The organism is Gardnerella bivia, from assembly GCF_049262715.1.
Classification (GTDB): domain Bacteria; phylum Actinomycetota; class Actinomycetes; order Actinomycetales; family Bifidobacteriaceae; genus Bifidobacterium; species Bifidobacterium vaginale_A.
The window spans coordinates 39657-62090 of record NZ_CP058399.1; the positions used below are offsets into that span (position 1 = coordinate 39657).

Below are 22434 nucleotides of genomic sequence, written 5' to 3' on the forward strand. Positions count from 1 at the left end.
GCAGTGTTTATCAAGCTTTTAGCCCAATAATTCCTTGTAAAACGGGTGAAATTTTTTCCTGTTAAGACGGCTTATTTTTTCTTTTTCTTGCTCGCTGATAAGCCCTTTTTTAAAGAGTGAAACGGTAAGTTTTTCGGCTATTTCAAAGCAAAAATCCGCCTGCATACTCTCTTTCGTCCAAGCTCTGGCTTTAACATCCTTTAGCCCGTGAACATCCTTACTGATTTGCATGATGCTCACCTCCAAAACGATGTTCTATATAGCAGGCGTGGCAGCAGTATTTTCTGGTTTTATTACCGTAAGAGATAAAAGAATTTTTGCAGTTAAGACAAGTGCACTCATAGTTTGCCTGTCTTTTTACCAGCTGTGTATGCTTGTTCCACCATGTGTTTCTACACGCATCAGAGCAGAAACGTTTAACTTTTCTTCCTTTGTTTTGCTTGATTGGTTTTGAACAAGATTCACATAATGCCGTCTGTATTTTCGTAGACTGGATTACGCCTAGACTGTTACGTTTGCAGTAGCTTTTAATCGTATTAACGGAAATATCCATTCGGTTTGCAATCTGCGTATAGCTAAGGCCTTCATCTCTTAGCAATTTGACCTTGCGTTGTTCTTCCATATTCATAAAAAGGCCACCTCCTATGAGGTAGCCTTGGGAAAGAATAAAATCTGACGGTTTTTTAATCTTTTTTGTAAAAATCGCACTCGTAGCCGTCAGCTCGTAAAAAAAGTCCTTCTGCCCAAGGTGGTGTTCTTCCCATTAGCTCACACACGCTTTGAACACTCACGCTTTTATCGGTTTCGATAATGGCTTCATCATGCACGTGAGCAACGATGCGATATTCTTTCAGCGTTTGCATGGCGTAAAGTAGAATGTCACGAGCTATAGCTTGCGTAATGTTTTCCACGAATTTAGGCCCGTAGCTTTCCAGCCGCTCCCATTTTTTAGTAGATCCCACACCCTCATAGGTGACCGATTCGCCACCATACTTGTTTTCTTCCACACGTGGTTTCACATAGTAAAGGCATCTTTTAGACGGCAGTTTGATGATAAGAAACCCACTCTTGTAAGTGAACACTATATTGTGTGTTCGAACAGATACGTGTTCGTGTACACACTGTTTTACCGCTCTGTCCACATCCCACCACAGTGTAGTCACCATCGGATTAGATGATCTCCACGCATCAACAAGTGGCTGCAGCTCATCCTCGTTAAGACCCATGTCGAGTGCTCCCATGGCTTTTAACGCTCCAACAGAGCCGCCATATCCAAGAGCAAGTTCCGCAATCTTACCTTTCTGCCGCAGGTGCCCGTTTACTCCGTGCTTTTCAACAGGTACGCCAAACATTTGAGAGGCTGACGAGCAGTAGATGTCTTTGCCTTCCTCGAATACTTGCATACGCCATTTTTCACCCGCAAGCCAAGCCAAGACTCTCGCTTCGATTGCTGAAAAGTCTGCGACAATAAACTTAAATCCCGTGCGTGGAATAAAAGCAGTGCGGATAAGCTGGGATAAAGTATCCGGAATATCCTCATAAAGCATTTCCAACGCTTCAACATTTCCCTGTTTAACAAGACTTCTAGCCTCAGCTAGATCAGGCAGATGGTTTTGTGGTAGGTTTTGTAATTGAACGAGCCTTCCCGCGAACCTTCCGGTACGGTTTGCACCATAGAAGCGAAACATGCCACGCTCCCGATAATCCATGCAGGCAGCGTTTTTCATCGCCGTATACTTTTTCACCGAGGATTTAGCAAGCTGCTGGCGAAGCCGTAAAACTTCCGCCAACTCTTTACCCACTGTTTTAAGCTCTTTAGCGACTTCTTTTTTACCAAGCGACTCCATTTCAAGACCATGCTCTTTAAGCCAAGAGCGCATTTGTAACACGGAGTTCGGGTTTTCTAAACCGGTAATATGCTTAAGCTCATCCATGAGATGCGTTTTCACCTCCTGGTCGAGTCTTATGGCTGACTCAACGAAAAGAGGATCTATTTCTATCCCACGGTCGTTAATCTCTTGGTCGAGATAAAACTCCTGCCATAAAAAGTCTGGCACGGGAAAGCGTGAGATCTTTTCTTGAATACTCATCTCAACTTCCACATCACGCTTGTTATACGATTTAAACAGCTCCCACTTTTCCTTATCGTGAAAATACTTGTTTCTTGTTCTTCCACCGTTTACTTTCGTAGGATTACACGGCAGGCAGAAATATTTAATAAGATTCTTACCCTCAGTGAGTTTCTGCTTATCAAGCCCCAATACTGCTCCCACGCTTTCCAAAGACATGGGAAGCCCCAGGGTGGCTGACCAGATCATTGTGCAATGCCAGGAGCTTGGGTTTAAAAACAAGCTTTCACTTTTCACTGTCTGACTAGGGTTAACATTGATGCCTTTATCTCGCAGGTAGCGTGATAAGCAGACTCTTTCAAACTGAGCGTTAAACGCCCACTTGGTTACTGTTTCATCTGTTAAAGCGGAAAGCACAACCTCGGGTATGGTTTCACCTTGTGCTAAATCAACGACTTTAACTTCACTACCGTCCACACTGTAGCCAAAGAGCAGTATCTCAAAATCATCCGATTCTGCGTACTTGTACACACCACATTTTTTAAGGTCAACGGAGGAAAACGTCTCCAAATCCACACTCAAATTTTCCAAATTACATCACCTCCAAGTTAATAAAAGAGGTGACAGAAAACCCGCCACCTCCTTGACTTTCTTACTTTCTGTTCAGCATGTTTTTGACTTCGATATAAAGACTGACAAGTTTTCTTACCACGAAATCAAGAAGCAATACGCCAGCAAATATTCCAACAAACCAGCTAATCATCTTCACATGCTCCTTATGCTAGAAAGTCATCATCTTCTAAAGTCGTAAAATCATCGGTTGCGAGGCTACGTCCGCCGAGTGGCTCACCGTCTCGAATTTTTTGAATATTGCCAAGACCGCAAGCAACTCCCTTATTACCGTTAGAGTTAAAAGCGTAGAAGTTGATGGAAACCCTCGCATAGCAGCCTGAATACACTTCACTGCGGTCCATGATTGGTTTTACCTGCTTGTCTACAATCTGCGGAGCCGTGGTTGAGTTCGCGTTGATGAAATAGTGTCCTTTATACGCTTCATCATCACGCTCAATATCTCCGTCCCTGAGTGGTGTTTTAAGAGCAGCCTTGTTTGGTTTCTTACCGCCGAACTTGCCGACACCTTCCTCAATAGCAGCATCAATAGCTTTCTCAATAGCATTTACTGTTTCAACATCATCTTTAGGAATAAGCAGTGAAACACTATATTTTTCAGGACCGCCATTAATAGACTTTGGCTCCCAACCGTTGAAATAAGAAAGACGCGTGTTCTTACCGGTGATAACCTTCGTGTTATTTAATTTAGACATAGTACTAATTCTCCTTTTTGAATTCGTTATTTGCGTTTGAAACATTAACTTTTGCCCGCTTATCCGAGTCCGGTACGAGCGTAAGTTTTCCGGACGGTTTGATAATGAGGTCGCCCAGAATATCCTCAAATTTTTTCTTGCCCATCAGCTTTTGCATTTCCGTTAAACCGATAAGACTAGTTTTGAAAATGTCGGTAAAGCCATGAGCTTTCGCTTTTTCAATAACCGCTGTCTCATCCTTAAACTTACGAACTGAACGTCCTTCCACGAGCTTGAAACCAGACCACTCTTTACCGTGGTTTATAGCGGAATCTGTGGCATACGCTAAAACATCATCAGCCCATTTCGTGAGCTTAGGTATAAGCGTGAGCACTTCTTCAATCTCACTATCTGTTAAAACAGATGGCTCTTTGAACTCAAGTTCTGCGAGTTTAAGGTTTTCTTCCGCCCGTTTACGGCACGTGGCTTTTGCCCTGCAAAACCTGCACCAGTCACCGGCTTCAAATTCGCCTTTGCCTTTGTTAGCAAGCTCTGCTTTAGGTTTAAGCACTTTTTCAGCCCAAGAGATAAGATCCGTGACAGGTAGCGTGAAAGTGGATACGTTGTCACGTCTTGGCTGAAAAATACTCATCTCAACGTTTTGTATCTCGTACAAGCTGTCAAAAAGCGTTAAAGCCCCGAGTGCGTAGCATTTCATCTGCGGATTCTCGTAAGCGTCCACCAGTACGCCTTGACCGTACTTAAAGTCGATAACCTGCAGCGTTTTTTCGCCTACAATAATGCAGTCCGCTGTTCCAAACCCGTCCGGCACGTAAGCTGAAAAATCAACTTTTTGCTCGATGAGAAGGATAGGATCTTGACAGTTAAGTTTTGCCTGCTCGTATTTTTCTATTACGAAATCCACGTAAGCATCCGAGCATTCCTGCATCTCGTTTGAGTCATACTCTGTTGACGGTTTTTCGCACGGACGGTTAAGAAGCTTATTCAGCTTGTACTCACACCACGCGTGTGCCGCCGTTCCTTCCTCAGCTGCCATAGAAGTAGTGTTTTCAAACTTTTCTTCTAAAACAGCACTCGGAGTACACTTAATCCACCTGTGAGCAGAAGATGGGGAAAGTAAAGCATGCTTAGTCACCTTTAATTCCCTCCGCTTCATGCAATAGGCTCTCATACTCGCTTTCAGGAATATCCGAGAGCTTTTGCGCACCATGTTTTACGATGAGTTTTTTAACCTCAGCTGTCTTTCCCAGCTGGCTAAGCTTTGCTAAAACTGCTCGCACCTGTTCAAGACTTACCTTTTTAGTTTCAGGTACTTGTTTTGGTGACGTCTTATGTGTTGTTTCACCTTCGATCTCTTTCAGGTGACAAATCAGTGATTCAAGATCGCCAATTATCTTTTTTACCGTGTTTTCGTTCATTCTTATTCACCTTTCTTGTTTTGAACCACAACTTCATCGATTCTGTTACTTGGAATAAAGACCATGATGTCTTCTTTCTTTCCGAGGAAGAATCGGATGATTTTTTCTCTCAGCCCGATAGGTTTACAACTTGCAAGCCCATCTTCTTTAGGCTTTTTTGAAACACTTACGACAAGTTTTTGTTTCATGTGCCGCCTCCTTTCTAAAAGGACTTTGTGCCCTTCTATGGGGTAGCCTTGGGAAAGGTGATAATCTGACGGTTTTTCTAAAAAAAGTTTTCAAAAATAAAAAAAGCCCGAGGATTGCTCCAATGTAGGAACAAGCCTCGGGCTTTATAAGTGTTTCAAACTGTTTTACAAGAGTTCGTTTACTCGTTTTTGTACTGCATTATAATCATATCCTGCTTGAGTTAGACGCTGTTTTCGTGTGTTGCCGTTACCCCACGTGCCTCGGATTACTTCACGTGCAAGCTCATCAACCGACTTTCTATAGGCTTTAACACCAAGAAGTTCATTAACTTTATTTTGCACGCTCGTATAATCGTATCCGGCAGAAGTTAAACGGTTTTTACGCTCATTTCCATTACCCCAATCACCGTTAATAACTTCTCTTGCCACTTCATCAATGCTTGATGTTTGAGGAGCAGTGTAAGAGCCACCGTTTTGATACCCGTTTAACCCAGCGTTTTTTATCACGCTTGGATAATCAACGTAAGCATAATCCATGTCAACTCTTCCGGCTATCCCGTTAACACTGCCACTTGACGAGTATTGCCAAAGACCATACGAACCTTGATAGCTACAGTGCGTGTTCCACTGTGCGATCCACAAAGCGTAACGGTCTCTAACATGAGAAGACACAAGGTTATTAGCTACTGAAAGCGAAGTGTAAAAACCTGCATAATATCCGCAAGCTTCCAGCTTGTTACAAAAACTTGTAATCAAAGAATCACAAAAATCCCGTCCACGGTTAAGCTGGCTTTTTTCTTCCAAATCAAAGTAAACAGGATACTCAAAACTCTTACCTGAAAGTATGTTCACGCAGCTTTGAGCCTCTAAATCCGCCTCACCTGCAGAGCTTGCGTACGAATACCAGTAAGCTCCCACATCAAGACCGGCTGTTTTTGCTTTACGATAGTTTTCCTCAAACCACTTGTCTTTGCATCCGATACCGTATCCTGCTCGAATGATCACAAACTCAACGCCGGATGCTTTCACCGCGTTGAAATCAATGTCACCCTGCCATACTGATACGTCTATTCCTTTTTTACTCATGAGTATTGTCCTTTCTGTCTTTGTCGTGTAATTGTTCTAAAACGTTTTTTAATTTCTCAGGCACGGGAAGCCCCAGGTGAGCCGCGTTTTCAATGAGTGAAAGTCCTTCGTTAGATAGGTAGAAGAAAATTACCGCGGTTCTAATCACGCTTCCTTGCTTAATAACCTGAAAATCTATAATGTTTGCTATGCCAACAAGCATAAAAATGAGCACCTTTCTAAAGATGCCCTTAAAACCCACGCTACTTGAGAGCTTTTTATCAATCGCCGCACACATCACGCCTGTGATGTAATCGGTTACCACAAATAAAAGAAGTGCGAGGATTAAACCATCGCACCCGCCTAAAAAGTATCCCAGCCAGCCGCCTACTACTGTGAAAGCCAACTGTAGTGTATTCCAAAATTCTTTCATTCTACCGCCTCCTTAATAAGATCAGTTACATCTTCTACCTGCATAAATGTAATAATTACCGGTATTTCGTTTGAAGGTTTATCCCCATAACAGTAAATCCGCCAATCACTGCCGATTGCCATAGTTAGTTTGCAAACCTCCTTAATATCTCCCATGCCATAAAACCTCATAGACGGAAGTCTTTCAAAGTCGATTTTTATATCAAGTGCTACATTCTGTTCCTGCGCATTGTTGGAGTACTGTTCTTTATGTGGCTTGTAATATTTTTCGTAAAAAAAGCCATACACATAACCATCTAGTACTTCCTGCCAAGAATCAGGTGTAATAACCCATTTGAACTGCTTGGGGAGCTTAGGCATTTCCTGATGTATCAGCAGCTTTGTTACGAAATCCACGTATTCACGGTTAACGATTTCTTTTCCTCTGGTGTCCGGTATATAGGTTGGTGTTTGAACAGTCGGTTTTCCCGTAAAAGCAGGACTGTCCAGTGTGGCAAATTTTTCTTTCAGTTTTTCTATCAGCCTAAGTAAACCTTCTTTGCCTAAAAACTTGTCTGCCATAAGCTTCACCTACACAAACAGTGCATCGATTTCTTCATTGCTGATACTTTTAACATCTTCTTTTTTCACATAGTCGCTTAAATCAACTGATGTTGTACCGATTTTTTCAAACCTGTCGTTTACATAAATGTACTCATCATACGCATCGTTTTCGCCCTTGTTATCGCTTATAAGATAGATTGTTGCCTTATCACCTGTCTGAGGCAGGCTATCAACCACCTTAAAATCAATTGATTGAATGTTGCCGACAAGATGCTTTACCTCTTCAGTAAGGTCTGTCTTTTTCACATAATTCGCTGCGTCTTCCAGCTGTTCTACTTTTGTCGGTAGTGCACTTGTTTTCGCATACGCGTCAATGCCTTGAAGATTTTCTACGTTTGTCACAATGTCGGTTTTCTTCGCGTATTCTGACGCATCTGTCAGGTTTTCCACCTTGGTTGGCACTGAAGATACTTGTGCATAGTTTGCCGCATCACTTAAATCCGCAACTTTCTTCGGCACTGTTTCCAAAGCTTTTGTCAGCTCTTCTTTTTTCACAAAGCTTTCCTTGATTTTCTTCCAAACGTATAAAAGTCCGTTGTTATCTAAAAATTTAGTTTGCATAATAATTTCCTTCCTTATTTAAGTAATTCTTCGAGTTCAATATTGCTGATAGAGCAAAGTCCCAGCTCTAAAAGCGTTTTATTGCCTATAAGCTTTACTTGGTTAATTTTCGGCAGGTTAGTAAGCCTGTTGTAATCCGTTGTTTCTTCGCCTGTTACTTTTATGATGCTTTCAAAAGATGCGCTCATATCTGTATTGTGTTTAAAACTTGCCTGTAGTTCTGCCATTAAATCTCACCGTCCTTTACTATTTCTTCAGCTGTTGTTCGTATCAGATTTGAAGCGATAGCCGTGTTGTCGGGAAACTTGGCTCTGATTTGAATCGTGACAATACCGTCTTGAAACAAAAGTGTTTCTTTCTGCGTGAGATTTACTGTTACAAGCGTCTTTTTAATACTCACATCCTCTAAGCTTTTTTCTAAAACAACTTTTCCGTTTTGCTTATAGCTAACAAAAAGGACAGATGCGTTTTCTAAATCCACATCTGTCCTGAACACGTTTGTAGGTGTTGTTCCTCTATACATAAGGCTTTCCTCCTTATGGTTTTTCTTCTTTTTCTGCTTTAAGTTTTAGGATTTCCTCGTTTAGTTTTTCTAACTGTTCTTCGTAATACTTTGTGTTTTCCTCACTAAAAGCAACATGTTCCATCGTGTTTTCAGCTATCAGAGCCGAGCGTATGTCAGCTAAAATTGACGCGATTATGCCTTCAACCATGTAGGTCGGGATAGGGATACTTTTTTGTAAAGACACTATCTCATCGCTTAACTTCGCTCTAAACTTTTGTGTAGCTATCGCATAGTTAATGGTCGGCTTTTCCATCTTCCACCTCCTTTTCCTCGATTAGAATATCCAGTTTGCGATTGATGTCTTCTATCATCTTTGCGTACTTACTGTTGCTGATAAACTGCTCTATTTCCATACTCTCATCAGCAGTTTTAGCGACTTTTATGTCACTGTTTTTAGTACCTTCGTTTATCACAACTTCGTTTGTGTTAATAATAAGTTCTGCCATATTCATCTCCTTAGTTGTAGAAAGTCAAGTCCATGAGGATACCGTTTTTAAATACCATGCGTCCGTTTTCACCCCATCTTCTTACTTTGCCGTACTCATCCACATCAAGTACCTGCACATAATGAATGGTTGCCGTAGTTCCAAATCCTCCTTCCCACTGCGGGTTTATAATCTTGAAACCGTGGGCATAAAAGTTGCAGCCTAAATGCAAGCCGTACTCGTTATACATACCGTTTGAGCGTGAAAAACAAAGCATCGTATTAAGCTCGTCATGATTTGATGATTTTTGTTGTGCGAAAGCCATGTATTGACCCTCATAACTCAAATCGAACTCAAGTCCCTTACACTCTTCAACGTAACGTTTATGGTTCGTGCCGATCATGCCGATATATGAGCCTTCACGATAGAAACGGTTACCGCTTTCATCAAAGACCGCACGCTTGTGATACTGGTCAATCGTCCCGTTGTAAAGACCTATTTGTCCTGCAGTGATTTGAACATAGTTGCTTGACTCGTTAAATCCAATCAGAAAACTGTTGTAGTTTTGCCGCATAAACGAACCGAACTCACCTTTTTTCACCATGGAAGTAATCGAGTCTTCAACAATAGAAACTTTAGATATAGCTCTGTCAGCTGTATCTTTGGCCGCCTGAATGTCTTTATCGCTGACTCTAACCCAGTCAAACTCCAGATAGCTGTCAAGACTCTCGTTTGACGTATACCGCCAGAGTTTTCTCGTATTATCCTGATACGGATCATGCTCCGACTCAGGATAGTTGCTGCCTGACAGTTCTATTATGTTTCCGGCATCGTTAGGTAAAACCGCTAAACTATCTTGAACTTCTTGCCTTGAACTGCTTTTTCTTATCGCATCAATCTTAAAACCGTAATAATCATGGCTTGAGCCATCGCTTCTAAAATAAAGCCAAAACGTACTGCTTGGCACAAAGATGCTTTTATTTGCAATGTCAGCACCGCCGAGTTTCGGTAAAACGTGAATCTTACCCTCAGACTCATAGAAAACTTCCACCCAATCATAGTTTGCGCTTTCCGTACGGCAATTACTGTTAAACTTAATCTCTAAACAGTCTCTTTTAACCCGATACCTGTAGGCGTAGCCTGTTTGAGTGTCGAAGAAAAAATCTCCCACGTGGTTTAACTTCTCACTTCTGCTTGTCCATGAGTTAGCCGGAGCATTAGAAGAGTAGGGAGTATACGTGCCGTAATAGTTACCGTTTTTCTGCTCCAGTTTTTGATTAACTGTTTCAACACTTGATTCAATCTTTCGATCCGTTACAGAAAACTTGGTGTTAACCTCGTTTATCGTATAGTAGCTTTTAAGCTTCTCATCACTATCAGAAATAGCTTCCTGTTTTGCGTTACTAATCTGCTTTTCCACCTGAGAAGTGTAAGAAACTGAAAGTTTCTCAGCATCAATCGAATGCCCGATAATTCTATCTCCGTAAACACGCCCGTCTAAAGTAATCGCCGTATTATAAGGTCCTGCAAAACCGTTATGGCTTCCGCCAATCCCGTTCATATTAACCTGTAATACTTTTGTAGCAGTATTCTTATCAGGCGTATCCATATAAAGGTCTCTTAGCCACCTGCCTGAATCATCATATTCTGTTACCTTGTAACCGCCTGAGGTGATGTTCATCTGTGCTTTAATATTGTTGATTTCACTTTGCACACGCTCGTTGTCTATTTTTCTTGTTGCAAGATTTTCTTCACGCAGGCTTTGCACACTATCATGCGAGCTTTGCACGTAGCTTCGTCTGGTTTGACTGCCCAGGACGATTTTCATCTCACCGGGTTTTTGCAATGGAATAGACTGTCTCATCACGGGAAATACCCGATCCATGCCAAAAGGCGATGCTATGCACCTAACTCTGTCTCCACATTCAATAGTTTCAAAATCAAGGTCAAACTCGGATAAGTCAACCGCGCTTAAGTTAAGCTCTGTCTGTTCGAACTGATTATCTTTAAGCCAAAGAGAGGCTTTACGTAACAGGTTTTCAGGAACAGCGACATCATCCCATCTAACGACTTTACAAACCCAACCAAACGCGCTCTTTGCCTGAGTGGAAACAAGATAATTTTTCCCATTATTAACGCTTGTAATATCCGTGTATTTTTTAAGAACCTCGTTTTTGCTGTTCTCGCTTTCCAGTTCTTTACCTAAAGGGATAAGTGCTGTAGAAACATCTTCTGCCGATAAGTTTTCAGTATAATCAAGCAGGTTCAACCCGAACTCAACCGATTGCTTCGCCATTTTACCCATTTCTTCCAAGCGAAGATAATCAAGGTAAAGCCCGTCTTTTTCTCGTCTTAGCTTTAAGTATCCGCCCAGCTTATCAATCATTTTTCCCATAATTGCTTCAAGCGTGGTTTCAAAATTGGTGAACCTGTACAGGGAATTATTGGGATCTGTCACGCTGACTTTTCCGATATGAATCTTCTTCCTATCATCCACCTGCTCATTATGAATGTTTAGGAATTTTTCCAACAGTTGGTAAGGTGTATGATCATGGTATTCTTTCTGCGGCTGAATACTGTCTGCAAGATACGTTAAAAGACCTGCGCACACTACTTTCTTGTTTTGGTTTAAGTCTTTCTCCTGTTCTCTTACCTCTCCGGTAAAAATTTCTTTCTCATCGCGATACACGCTCACTACTGATTTTCTGTTAAAAAACTTCTCATAGCAGGGATTTTCTTTCGGGCAGGTAAACACGAGCGTGCCTGCAGTGTTAAGCTCCACGTTAAGCGTCGCGTCAAGAAGAACATTCTTAGTGTCGCCCGGATAATACAAGGCTGTTTCATCAAGAGTTATTCTGTACAATTTATAACCACCCCCTTAGGTAGGAAATATCAAGTGTGCCTGTGCCTTGAAACGTAAGCGTCATATTATTTTCGCGTGTTCTAAGTTCAGGGAAACGAGATACGCCTTGTTTTAGACTGTAGGTTTTTCCTTTAAAATCAACGCTTATTGTGTTTAGTGTTTTATTAGTAAATTCAGGTATAAGCGTCATATCAAAATCACGGGTAAGCCTGATTTCTTTCCCGTCTTTAACCTGCACGTTTTTTAACGTGTACACGCCACCTGTTTCCATGTCCAAAACACTGTGCTTATAAGGGTTTAGCCTGTAGTTAAGCGTAATCGTTTCATAGTTTTTATCAGATTTAAAATCACTTACCCACACTCGACCCTGATAGTAAAAGGAAGATTCGGCGTCCAGCACAAGTGTTGTTTTAAGCCCGTGAACATCACGTTTAAGCCTCTCGTAAGCTTTCTGCCACACGCCTTTATCTGCGACAATAAATTCAAAACTGCCTTCACGCATTTCGTATAAAACTTCACCCGCTAAGCTTTCTGTAAGATCAAAACTTCCCAATCTTCCGGGTACTTCCAGATAGCTAAACCTTGGGGATGGTAGATTAACATGTGGCTTAAGTGTTGGAACTAAGCCTAAATCCTTAAAACTATGCAACCCGTTTATTGTCATGCCATACACTTTTACCACCCCCTTGTTTTTCTTGTTTGAAGCTTAAAAAGCTCACTATCCATCTTGTTTGCAATACCGCCCACAAGCTCGCCTGAGTCAAGCACAATACTCTGGTTGGAAAACTGTGGGAAATACGAGTCCATAATCGCTAGAATCTGGTTCATAACACTAAGCATTTGCGTGTTTGCTCCCGCGCTCATATTCTGCAAAGTATCAAGCCCCATAATCACCTCAGGACCTTTTTCACCGCCGCCAAGCAAATGCCCGTTTTTCTCACCGAAGATAGTAGCCCCGTTTAACAGCATCGGCTTATCCATTGCCTTCTTATACCAGTCGATAGCAAGATACGGTACAGACGGTGGTGCGAGTGAGAAGTGTCCTCTAATACTAAAATGAGGCAGTTTAATATGAGGAAGACTAAGTCTAATACCTGCAAAAAAGCCTGTTATAGCGTCAACTACTGCCTTAACCTTGTTTTTCGCCGCTTCAACCGGAGTGATGATAGCGTTTTTAATACCGTTCCAAATTGATACGGCTGTGTTTTTAATACCGTTAAATACGTTGCTTACAACGCCTGCCACTGCGTTAAACACTGTAGAAACCGTATTTTTAACCGTGTTTACCACGTTGGTTATAACACTGCAAATTCCATTCCATATCGTTTCAGCCACCGATTTTATACTGTTAAAAACAGAGGTTACAACACTTAAAATCGCATTGAACACGCTCGTAAACACACTGCTTATAGTGTTTAGCACGCTTGTTATAAACGACATAATCGTGTTCATAACACTTGTTATTACACTGTTTATGGCTTCAAGCACACTACTTACCGTGGTTTTAATCGCATCCCATGCGCCTATAATCACGTCTTTACAGTTTTCCCAAATAAACCTAAACGGTAGTGTGATAAGCGAAAAATAGCCTTTTATAAGCTCTACGATAAACATGAGAGCTACCGTGAGCACGTTTTTAATCGTATCCCACACGCCGGTAAAAACCTGAACTAAGCCTTGCCACACGTTTTGGAAAAACTCCGAGATGTTTTGCCAAATACTGCTCACGCTCTGGCAAACACCCTGCCACAGGTTTTTAAACCATTCGCTTATAGCACCCCAGTTTTTAATAATCGCAATAATCGCCACAACCGCGGCAATAATCGCCGCAATAATACCGATAATAGGAAGAAGTGAAACGTTTAACGCACCAAACCCTACAGCCGCTGTTCCTGCTGCTGTCCCTGCCGCCGCTGTTCCTGCAGCACTTGCTCCTCCTGCCACGCCTACCGCAGTAGTGGCTGTGGCTGTTCCTCCAAGAAGTCCGATAAGACCTCCCAGAGCAGAAGTTATTGTTCCAACAGCACTAATAATTTTCCCGATCACAATGAGCACAGGCCCGACTGTTGCAGCAATAAGCGTGATTTTTACTATCGCATCCTTCATTCCCGGAGACAATCCTCTCCAAGCTTCACTTAAAGACTTCATACAGGAAGCGAACTTTTCAAGCATAGGCTGTAAAACCGTTGCAAGAGAACTGCCAAGATCTGCTCCCACGATTTTCAGACTATTCATCGAAGTCTTAAACTTATCTATCGGATCAAGCGTTTCGTTAAACGTTTTCTCCACGCTACCGGCATTATCTTTAAGGGAAGTACCAAGCTCAGCAAAAGACAGTGAACCGTTTTTACACGCCTGATAAATAGCCGCGCCCGCACGCTTACCAAACAGCTCATAAGCTACTTTTAAACCTTCAGTGTCGCTTTTCGCATTAACCATACTGTTTTGAATATCTTCTAAAGCCTGTTTCATAGGCGTGCCTTTAGCTGTAGCAGCAGCTAGTGCTTTAGTTAGAGCTGTCATAACCTGTGACGTGTCAGCGCCCGACATTTCAACATTGCCTAAGAAATTAGCGGCATCCGATGCGCTAAACCCAAGCTGCTGTAAGGAGGCACTGTTAGTAACCATGGTTTTAGCAAGCGTATCCATGCTGACACCGGTACGCTGACCTACAGCGTTCATCGTATCAAGTAAAGCTCCGGCGTCCTGTGCTTTAAGCCCAAAAGCAGCCACAACTTTCTGCGTGTTATCAACAGCCGTGGAAACGTCCATGTTGTTAATTTGAGCAAATTTAATAAACCTGCCTGACAGGTCTTCAAGGCTTTTACCTGTTAAACCGAATCGGGTGTTCACCTCGCCGATAGCAGCACCAGCGGTTTGAAAATCAGTAGGAATACTGGTAGCAAGATTTTTCATACTATCTTGCATACCCTCCAGTGCTTTTCCTGTTGCGCCTGTTTTAGTAACAATCGTGTCCATACCAGCATCAACTTCGTTAAACGCGGCTAAAGACGCAGCTCCAAGCCCCACAATTGGTGCGGTAACATGCGTGGATAAGCTTGTGCCGACTTGGGCTGTTTTCTCACCGACACTTTTAATTTTATCCCCGGTTTCTTTCATAGAAACTGCTAACGCTGATGGGACTTTCTTTGCCTGCTGTTCTAAATTTTTAAGATTCTGCTCGGTTTCAATAATCTCACGCTGCAAAGCATCATACTTGTCTTTACCGAGATCCCCGTTTTCAAGCTGTACTTTAGCCTGCTTATCCGCCTGTTTTAAAGCGTTAAGTTTCTCGGAAGTGTTTGCTATTTCCTGCTGCAACAACTGCTGTTTTTGCGCTAAAAGTTTAGCGTTGGACGGATCGAGTTTTAACAGCCTGTTTACGTCACGAAGCTGAGCTTGCGTGGATCGGATAGTCGTATTCACGTCTTTTAACGCTTTATCCAAGCCTGTCGTATCTCCACCGATTTCAACGGTAATACCTTTAATCCTGTTTGCCATAACTTCACCTCCTTTTACTCTTAAATTTAGGTATGAAAAAAAATAGATATTTTAACGTCAGGGATAAGAATGTTTGGTTTTCGTCTAGAACCTGTCGAATTCTGCCTGGCTTGCGAGCCTATCGTATTTCACACTATCGTTTGCTTTCTCCGTCCACATGTCTAAAATCATGCCGATAGTTAAAAGATCAAGTTCACAAATACTTATCCCAATCTCTGTGCATCTAAGAAGAAATAACGCAGTTGTCATTTCTCTTGTAGTTGACGTAACTTTTTTTTAGATTGAACCTGTGTTTGTAAATTCGCACCCCAAAGCTCAAGAATTTCAGGCAGCACCTCGTAGATAGAAAACATTTCAAACTCATCGAGCCATTTTTCAATCGTTTCAGGAATCGTGTTATCCGCATGGTAAGCCATGATATAAGCTACGTTTTCAAAAATCTCCAGATCATCAATCTCAAACCCGGTGCTTTTAGCCTTATACGATTTTTCTAGCTTGGAAAGATCCTGAAAAATATCACGCTTGAATTTGATACGATACAGTCTTGGAATAGTGGCAGAGGAGCGAAACTTCACGTCTTTGCCACCGATTTTTACTGTTTTTTCAATCATGTTCACCACTCCTTTTACTTAGGCTTAGCCTCTGTCGTGTTTTGAGGAACGTACACGCTCTTATACCAGTTAGCGTAAATTTCATCAGATGTCGTATCTCCACTACGGGATTTCACAAGCCCATCTTCTCTAGGATCAGCCGTAAGCGAGAGTGTTTCAGTACCCGGTTCTATCGTGTCTTCCTTAGTTTCAGAAGCGATAGAAGGCCTGGAAGCCGAGCAGTTATAAAGCACGTGGCGGATTGCTTTAACATCACCGTCAAACTCAAAAAGAAGCGCGAACTTTTCCGCTTCACCGGTAGTTGCTTTTTCTACCAGCACACCGTTTTTATCAAGTTTTTCTTTTAATATTTCTGTTCTAAACCATTCAGGTATAAGAGCCATTTCCAAGTCGCCACTGTAACCGTTGTTCGCAGTCGACCTGAAGTAGACAATCCCGTCAGCGTAAAACGGTGAGGATTCACCTTCCGCATCAAGGCTTATGCTCACAGCTCCCGGAATAGGTTTAGGCGCATCATAGTTAAAACTTCCGCCTGCGTCTTTTTTAAGTTTTGCCGCGTACACGTTTTTAAGATTGTATTTAACCTTGTTTCCCATTTTCTGTTACCTCCATTTCAAAAATGTAGAGTGTTTCATAAAGCTTTTCCGACTCTATGAACGTCTCTGTTTTGTTATAAAAAATGCCGTGCCTATCAAGCACGGCTTCAACTTTTTCTTCCACCTTAGGATTCTTATAATCTGTGTATAGTTCAATATGAACTTCGTTTGCTTTAAAATACGCTTTCCCGTCTGCCGCGAAATTACTGCTTGCAGGCGTAAGAAACACAAGAAACGGTGGGGAAGGTGATTCTCCTTCAGCAAAATGATGGTAAGCAAAAGGAAAACCTATCTCTTGCATAATGTTTAAAAGTTTAGTCATGTTCTATCGCCTCCCTTATTTTTTCTTCGAAACTTTTAACCGCTTTTTCTTCCGCAAGCTTAATGTGTGCTCTTGCCTCAACGCGTCCTCCGCCTCGTTTAGCGTGACCGTACTCTAACAAGTGTGTAAGCTGATACTTGTTTTTTGAGTGAACTACCAGTGTGAGAGCGTTTTCTGTTTCTTTAACAGTTTTCACCGCCCAACTTTTCGCATACTTACCTGTGTGTTTCGGAGCAGTGTTTTCTATATCTTCTTTAACGGTTTTACTCACGTTTTTAACTGCTTCTTTTACTTTCTCACTCGTAGTATCCGCGTAAGTTTTAAGCTCTTTTATTATCCTGTTTGAAAGATTATCTACTCCTGTTTTGCTCACTTTTTACACCTCTTACAGTGAAGTTTCAGGCTTTTCTTCTTATAATTCATGTGGTCAACGCCTAAAATCTCATAAACCGTATCATGGAAAATAATCCTGTAACCAAGAGATGAGACTACGGCTGTTTCTTTCGAATAGCGGATAGTAAAATCTATTTTTGACTCATCCCACACGTTTCCCGCCGAAGTCTGCTCAGATGGACTTTCAGCACTCACCGTAGCGTAACACTCGTAATATTTACTCCACTTAATCTTATGATTACCAACCTCATCAACCTCTACACTGTTTTTAAGCAGCATAATACGCTCGTTTAGTAAACTTATTCTCATTTAAAACCCCGTTTTTCTAACAGTAAAAAGCATCGAACGTAAAGTGAGAGTTAGCGCGTGATGGTCTGCTTCTTCCCGATGCTCATACAAGTAGCCTGTAGCGTATAAGACTGCGAGCCTATACTCATCAAAGTTTTCACTAATCAAACTACTATCGTTTTTACGAGCCACTCCCTGGCAGAGTTTTTCAGCAGAACGAATAAGGGTGTTGATAAGCTCATCATCTTCTTGACTATCCACCCTAAGATAGTTTTTGGCTTCCTCGACTGTAACTATCATCAACACCCCTCCTTAACTTTTAAGCTGTTACGCTTGTTTTAACAGGCAGAATCTGCACTGCTTCTTTAAGCACGAGTTTGCCGTCTACACGCTCTTTAGCAACGAAACCTACCATGTCGTTTCCAGCGAAAAGCTCGGTAAGCTCTTTAAACGAGCGTGAGCCACGGTCGCCAATGTTGTAGTACGAGTAGTCACCAAAAGCCACCATGTTTTCAGGCGCGTAAGCAGACGTGTATACCGGGTATCCGAGAATCCTGTTCGGCTCATCATCCTGGTATGAAGGCTGCCAAACGTACGCACCGTTATTGTCTTTAAGTTTTCGTATGCTCGCGACCGTTTTATCGTTCATAATAAAACTCGCGTTTTTACGGTATGGTCGCCTCAAAGCGTGAATAAGATCAATCAAATCATCAGTTTTAATACCGGCAGTTTCTTTAAGGAACGTGCCACCGTCTTTCTTATTGAAAATACCAGTCGGTTTTCCAACACCATCCCCGTTAAGAAAAGCGTCTTCCTCCGCGTTAGCCAACGCCATGCCGAAGGATGTAAGAATATGATTCTCGAGATTAAATGCATTATCATGCAAGAGTTCTTCAGTAACTTTTACCGCAACGTGAAGCTTATGAGCGTCAAGCAGGATTTGCGCGAACTTGGAATCCCCAAAGTTAAGGCTTGCGCCTTCTTCAATCCAAGCCGCCGCAGGATCGCTCATCGCAATATTAATCTTATGCTCTCCACTAGTAGTAATAGTGGTGGCAAGAACACGCATAATGTTTTCTTCTTTCAACGTTTCAATCAGACGATTATCGTATTCTTCCGGCACAAGATACCCGCCGTCAGCGTCCACGCCTTCCTGCAACACGTTATCGACTCGTTTAAAATTACTTCTAAGAGCTGTAAGCATTGCCTGCTTATACTCGTCACGCGCACGACCTTGTTTTTCAAGGTTCACACCTGTTTTCATAGGTTTTGCAACAATCGCCTCAGATGTTGGTTTTGAAAGCTCCTTATCCATTTTTTCCATCTGTTCCAAGCGTTCAATTTCCATACTGTAAGCTTTCACTTTCGCTTCCATCTCATCATAGGTTTTCGCGTCTTCTTCTGAAATAAGCCCGTCCTTGTCACGTTTAGACTCAAGGAAAGCTTTTGCACCCTGCCAGGCCTTGTTACGTTTCTCAACCATGTTTGAAATAGTGTTCATCATGTTTACCTCCAATTTTTGATTAAAAAAAGACGATCCATAAGATCGTCTGCACTAATATTGTTTGTTTCCTTACCGCTTATCCGGCAGGCTTTAGATATTTTTTCCAATAACGTGTTTTGCACGCTTGCTTTCGAATACAATGTTGAAACCTGTGGTATGCCAATATCAGTGGTTTCACCTCTAGTTAAAACACCGTCCGCGAACCCGAGTTCTACCGCCTTGTTAGCATCCATCCACGTTTCCGAATCCATTAAATGCGAGAGTTTCACACGGTTAAGCCCTGTTTTAATCTCGTAAGCGTTAATAATGGACTCTTTGACCTCATCAAGCATTGATATTGCTTTTTCCATTTCGTTTCTGTTGCCAAAAGCAACCGTCATAGGATTATGGATCATAAGCATTGACACCGGGCTCATATAAACCTTTGTTCCAGCCATCGCAATCACCGAGGCAGCACTTGCTGCAATACCGTCAATCTTTACCGTCACACAACCCTTGTAATCCATGAGCATGTTATAGATTTGTGCCGCAGCCACACAATCGCCGCCTGGAGAGTTAATCCACACGGTAATATTCCCACTACCCGCGTTTAACTCGTCTTTAAAAAGTTGTGGTGTAATATCATCATCAAACCATGATTCTTCAGCAATCGTACCGTTAAGAAACAGTGTCCTCTCCAATATTTCATTTGACTCCTGATTTTCCTTTTGGTTTTTCCACTGCCAAAACTTCCTCATCACCTTTTTCCTCCTTTCCGCTACTGTTTGCGAACGCTCCTGCACGGTTAAGCGGGAGCATGTTGCCGTTAATCAAATACAAGTCACCGCCTTCACAGGCTGGAATCTTATCCAAGTTTTCTAACTGTCTAATATCGTTTGCGCTCATCCAACCGTTTTGACGAGCGGTAGCATAACCATTCATACGACTCTGATAGTCTCCTCGAAGAAGACCATCCACGTTAAACTTCACATAATAGGTTTCTTTCTCCTTATCAGTAAAAAGCCGTCTCGTAATAGACTGTTCAAACCGTGCCACCCAAGGATCAAGCGTGTATTTCACAAACTCCAACGACTGCTGCTCAATATTAGAAAAACTCGACTTTTCTAAATCACCAACCATGTGTGGTGGGACTCTAAAAATACGAGCAATCTCGTTAATCTGAAACTTACGAGTTTCAAGAAACTGTGCTTCGTTAGGCGAAATAGAAATAGGCGTATACTTCATGCCTTCCTCTAAAATCGCTATCTTATGCGAGTTAGAACCCGAGAACCCCTTATTCCAACTATCCCTCATACTTTGAGGATCTTTTACTGTTCCGGGGTATTCCAAGATGCCGCTTGGTGTAGCACCGTTAGCGAAAAACGATGCACCATACTCTTCCGTAGCTATCGCCATACCGATAGCGTTTTTTGCCATCGCAATAGGCGAATAGCCAACAAGACCGTCAAAACCAAGACCGGGAATATGAAGCACGTCAAAAGGTTTAAGTTTCACACTCGTTTCTTTACCCGCTAAAACATCACTATCATTTAACGTATACTCGTAAAAAATTTGACCACTCTCATCCCGGTCAACTCTCATACGATCAGGCATTAAAGGGTATAAGCCTAAAACCTCACCTTTACCGTTTCGAATAATCTGCGCGTAAGCATTACCCCATAACAATAGATGCGTCATCAAAGTTTCTCTAAACACGAAGCTTGTCATTTCAAGATTCGGCTCATCATGAAGCACCTTATACAAAGGATGTTTAACCGCTTTAGCCGTACCCGTACTCGTCCGCTCATACACGTGAAGCGGCAGACTCGCCACCGCTTCAGACAGGATACGCACACACGAGTAAACTGCCGTCATCTGCATCGCCGAACGCTCATTCACCCTCTTACCCGACGAGGACGTACCCATTAAGAAACGATAACCACCGCCTAACATCCTGTTTTCAGGCTTATCTCTTGATTTAAATAGTCTGCTAAAAATGTTCATTGTCACCTCCTACATAAACAAAATCCCGCGATTGTCATACACGCTTTGAGTGTTCGCGTTACCGCATCTTATAGCACGGTCAAGTGCCATGATGGTGGCTATAGCACCGTCGATTTTCTCGGTTGATTTTTCCTTATCTGCCTTAATGTTTCCTGCCGGATCTGTGCGGATGAAAATGTTATCCATGTTCCAGCGAAGCACCGGATTCCCTGCGTGTGCGATTTTCTGCTCGAGTGTAAGCTTCATAAGCTCCTTGGTAGGCGGACTCATATCCTTGAATCCCTGTCCGAACGGAACCACGGTAAACCCCATGTTTTCAAGGTTTTGCACCATTTGCACTGCGCCCCAACGGTCGAAAGCAATCTCACGAATATTGAAACGTTCACCTAAAGTTTCGATGAATTTTTCAATAAACCCATAGTGAACAACGTTTCCTTCCGTGGTCTTAATAAACCCTTGTTTTTCCCACACGTCATACGGCACATGATCTCGTTTCACGCGCAAACTCAAGGTTTCTTCAGGCACCCAAAAATAAGGTAGGATACGAAACTTATCCGACTCATCTAAAGGCGGAAACACAAGCGAAAAAGCCGTAAGATCAGTGGTGCTTGAAAGGTCAAGACCCCCGTAGCAGACCCTGCCCTCTAGTTCTTCCTCATTCACCTGAAAACCGCAAGCATCCCACTTTTCCATCGGCATCCAACGAATAGACTGTTTCACCCACTGGTTAAGACGAAGCTGACGGAAAGCATTCTCTTCACCAGGATTTTGCCGGGCTGACTCGAAAGCAGCCTTAACTTTCTCCATTTGAACCGTCACCCCAAGAGAAGGATTAGCTTTCTTCCACACCTTAGGATCCGTCCAATCATCCGAATCTTTTGCACCATAAATCACTGGGTAAAAAGTTGGATCAATTTTCCTACCCTCGAGAATATCCACTGCTTTCTGATGCGTCTCATAGCAGATAGAATGCGTATCCGTACCGGCTGTGGTAATCAGAAAATACAGTGGCTGCATGCGAGCGTCCCCGGAGCCTTTAGTCATCACGTCAAAAAGTTTACGGTTTGGCTGCGTGTGAAGCTCATCAAACACGACACCGTGAATGTTAAACCCGTGTTTAGAGTACGCTTCAGCCGACAACACTTGGTAGAAACTGTTAGTTGGTAGGAAAATAATACGTTTTTGCGAAGCTAAAATTTTAACCCTACGATTAAGAGCCGGACACATTCTAACCATGTCCGCCGCCACGTCAAACACGATTGTTGCCTGCTGACGGTCCGCCGCACAACCATAAACTTCCGCACGCTCCTCATTATCCCCACAGCATAAAAGCAGTGCCACTGCCGCGGCAAGCTCACTTTTACCCATTTTCTTAGGTATTTCAATATAAGCAGTATTAAACTGACGGTAACCATTCGGTTTCACCACGCCAAACAAGTCCCTAATAATCTGCTCCTGCCAGTCAAGGAGCTTAAAAGGCTTACCAGCCCACGTTCCCTTCGTGTGTGTTAAACATTCAATAAAACTCACGGCATAATCCGCTAAATCCTTACTATACGTTGAATCTTCTTTTTTAAACTTAGTAACCTCGTATTTTTCCAACTTAAGCTCCTCCTTTCTCTAGGCATAAAAAAAGACGCTTACTTGCGCCCTTTCAAAGAAAAAGCAGTAAACCTTCCGATTTACCGCTTTAAACTATCAAGATAAATTTTCGAATGATAT

General features: G+C 42.4%; 28 protein-coding genes. All 28 read right to left on the reverse strand.

Translation table 11 applies throughout. The annotated features are described in order from the left end of the window. Positions 1-18: 18 nt before the first annotated feature. A complete protein-coding gene (locus tag HXT27_RS00250) occupies positions 19-231 on the reverse strand; it encodes an SHOCT domain-containing protein (RefSeq protein WP_103043205.1) in 213 nt (70 codons plus the stop codon). Next, complete coding sequence (locus HXT27_RS00255; RefSeq protein ID WP_103043206.1) at positions 218-628, reverse strand: RNA polymerase sigma factor; 411 nt, start codon at positions 626-628, stop codon at positions 218-220. Before HXT27_RS00255 ends, HXT27_RS00250 begins: the two co-directional genes overlap by 14 nt. 55 nt (positions 629-683) lie before the next feature. Next, positions 684-2660 (reverse strand): DNA polymerase, encoded by a 1977-nt coding sequence (locus tag HXT27_RS00260; protein WP_103043207.1) that lies wholly within the window; start codon positions 2658-2660, stop codon positions 684-686. A 185-nt stretch (positions 2661-2845) separates the two neighbouring features. Then, positions 2846-3394 (reverse strand): DUF2815 family protein, encoded by a 549-nt coding sequence (locus HXT27_RS00265; protein ID WP_075523955.1) that lies wholly within the window; start codon positions 3392-3394, stop codon positions 2846-2848. Positions 3395-3398: 4 nt separating this feature from the next. Further along, positions 3399-4529 carry a DUF2800 domain-containing protein gene (locus HXT27_RS00270; RefSeq protein WP_103043208.1) on the reverse strand — a complete coding sequence of 377 codons (1131 nt, stop codon included), beginning with the start codon at positions 4527-4529 and terminating at the stop codon, positions 3399-3401. Beyond that, entirely contained in the window at positions 4522-4812 is a 291-nt protein-coding gene (locus HXT27_RS00275; protein WP_048730018.1) for a hypothetical protein, read from the reverse strand. Before HXT27_RS00275 ends, HXT27_RS00270 begins: the two co-directional genes overlap by 8 nt. A 2-nt stretch (positions 4813-4814) precedes the next feature. After that, positions 4815-5000, reverse strand: a complete 186-nt coding sequence (locus HXT27_RS00280; RefSeq protein ID WP_020757758.1) for a hypothetical protein — start codon at positions 4998-5000, stop codon at positions 4815-4817. Between the two features lie 165 nt (positions 5001-5165). After that, the gene (locus HXT27_RS00285) at positions 5166-6086 is read right to left on the reverse strand and encodes a GH25 family lysozyme (protein ID WP_103043209.1); all 921 of its coding nucleotides are present in this window, start codon (positions 6084-6086) and stop codon (positions 5166-5168) included. Next, positions 6079-6498 (reverse strand): phage holin family protein, encoded by a 420-nt coding sequence (locus HXT27_RS00290; protein ID WP_064340487.1) that lies wholly within the window; start codon positions 6496-6498, stop codon positions 6079-6081. Before HXT27_RS00290 ends, HXT27_RS00285 begins: the two co-directional genes overlap by 8 nt. Beyond that, entirely contained in the window at positions 6495-7058 is a 564-nt protein-coding gene (locus tag HXT27_RS00295; protein WP_233186102.1) for a hypothetical protein, read from the reverse strand. The genes HXT27_RS00290 and HXT27_RS00295 overlap by 4 nt, the downstream gene beginning before the upstream one ends. Before the next feature lie 9 nt (positions 7059-7067). Beyond that, on the reverse strand, positions 7068-7661 hold the full coding sequence (locus tag HXT27_RS00300) for a hypothetical protein (protein WP_064340489.1): 594 nt from the start codon (positions 7659-7661) through the stop codon (positions 7068-7070). Positions 7662-7675: 14 nt separating this feature from the next. Beyond that, a complete protein-coding gene (locus HXT27_RS00305; RefSeq protein WP_020757763.1) occupies positions 7676-7888 on the reverse strand; it encodes a hypothetical protein in 213 nt (70 codons plus the stop codon). Beyond that, positions 7888-8184: a hypothetical protein gene (locus HXT27_RS00310; protein WP_064340490.1), complete on the reverse strand. Its 297-nt coding sequence runs from the start codon at positions 8182-8184 to the stop codon at positions 7888-7890. The genes HXT27_RS00305 and HXT27_RS00310 overlap by 1 nt, the downstream gene beginning before the upstream one ends. A 13-nt stretch (positions 8185-8197) precedes the next feature. After that, a complete protein-coding gene (locus HXT27_RS00315) occupies positions 8198-8479 on the reverse strand; it encodes a toxin (protein ID WP_075523962.1) in 282 nt (93 codons plus the stop codon). Next, positions 8460-8672 carry a hypothetical protein gene (locus HXT27_RS00320; protein WP_231880187.1) on the reverse strand — a complete coding sequence of 71 codons (213 nt, stop codon included), beginning with the start codon at positions 8670-8672 and terminating at the stop codon, positions 8460-8462. Before HXT27_RS00320 ends, HXT27_RS00315 begins: the two co-directional genes overlap by 20 nt. A 10-nt stretch (positions 8673-8682) precedes the next feature. Continuing rightward, positions 8683-11514, reverse strand: a complete 2832-nt coding sequence (locus HXT27_RS00325; protein ID WP_103043211.1) for a phage tail protein — start codon at positions 11512-11514, stop codon at positions 8683-8685. A 1-nt stretch (position 11515) separates the two neighbouring features. Further along, on the reverse strand, positions 11516-12178 hold the full coding sequence (locus tag HXT27_RS00330; protein ID WP_233186103.1) for a hypothetical protein: 663 nt from the start codon (positions 12176-12178) through the stop codon (positions 11516-11518). A gap of 11 nt (positions 12179-12189) precedes the next feature. Continuing rightward, a complete protein-coding gene (locus HXT27_RS00335) occupies positions 12190-15015 on the reverse strand; it encodes a phage tail tape measure protein (protein ID WP_103043213.1) in 2826 nt (941 codons plus the stop codon). A 245-nt stretch (positions 15016-15260) separates the two neighbouring features. Beyond that, positions 15261-15626, reverse strand: a complete 366-nt coding sequence (locus tag HXT27_RS00340; RefSeq protein ID WP_103043214.1) for a hypothetical protein — start codon at positions 15624-15626, stop codon at positions 15261-15263. Positions 15627-15640: 14 nt separating this feature from the next. Next, positions 15641-16222 (reverse strand): major tail protein, encoded by a 582-nt coding sequence (locus tag HXT27_RS00345; RefSeq protein ID WP_103043215.1) that lies wholly within the window; start codon positions 16220-16222, stop codon positions 15641-15643. After that, on the reverse strand, positions 16206-16544 hold the full coding sequence (locus tag HXT27_RS00350; protein ID WP_103043216.1) for a hypothetical protein: 339 nt from the start codon (positions 16542-16544) through the stop codon (positions 16206-16208). The genes HXT27_RS00345 and HXT27_RS00350 overlap by 17 nt, the downstream gene beginning before the upstream one ends. Next, entirely contained in the window at positions 16537-16917 is a 381-nt protein-coding gene (locus HXT27_RS00355) for an HK97 gp10 family phage protein (RefSeq protein WP_020757774.1), read from the reverse strand. Before HXT27_RS00355 ends, HXT27_RS00350 begins: the two co-directional genes overlap by 8 nt. Further along, positions 16914-17246 carry a phage head closure protein gene (locus HXT27_RS00360; protein ID WP_103043217.1) on the reverse strand — a complete coding sequence of 111 codons (333 nt, stop codon included), beginning with the start codon at positions 17244-17246 and terminating at the stop codon, positions 16914-16916. Before HXT27_RS00360 ends, HXT27_RS00355 begins: the two co-directional genes overlap by 4 nt. After that, positions 17247-17525: a head-tail connector protein gene (locus HXT27_RS00365; RefSeq protein ID WP_103043218.1), complete on the reverse strand. Its 279-nt coding sequence runs from the start codon at positions 17523-17525 to the stop codon at positions 17247-17249. It abuts the gene before it with no gap. 19 nt (positions 17526-17544) lie between these two features. Then, positions 17545-18729: a phage major capsid protein gene (locus HXT27_RS00370; RefSeq protein WP_103043219.1), complete on the reverse strand. Its 1185-nt coding sequence runs from the start codon at positions 18727-18729 to the stop codon at positions 17545-17547. 2 nt (positions 18730-18731) lie between these two features. Then, complete coding sequence (locus HXT27_RS00375) at positions 18732-19466, reverse strand: head maturation protease, ClpP-related (protein WP_081264724.1); 735 nt, start codon at positions 19464-19466, stop codon at positions 18732-18734. Beyond that, the gene (locus HXT27_RS00380) at positions 19414-20712 is read right to left on the reverse strand and encodes a phage portal protein (RefSeq protein WP_103043220.1); all 1299 of its coding nucleotides are present in this window, start codon (positions 20710-20712) and stop codon (positions 19414-19416) included. The genes HXT27_RS00375 and HXT27_RS00380 overlap by 53 nt, the downstream gene beginning before the upstream one ends. 9 nt (positions 20713-20721) lie before the next feature. Continuing rightward, positions 20722-22314 carry a terminase large subunit gene (locus HXT27_RS00385; RefSeq protein ID WP_422113159.1) on the reverse strand — a complete coding sequence of 531 codons (1593 nt, stop codon included), beginning with the start codon at positions 22312-22314 and terminating at the stop codon, positions 20722-20724. Positions 22315-22434: the final 120 nt, after the last annotated feature.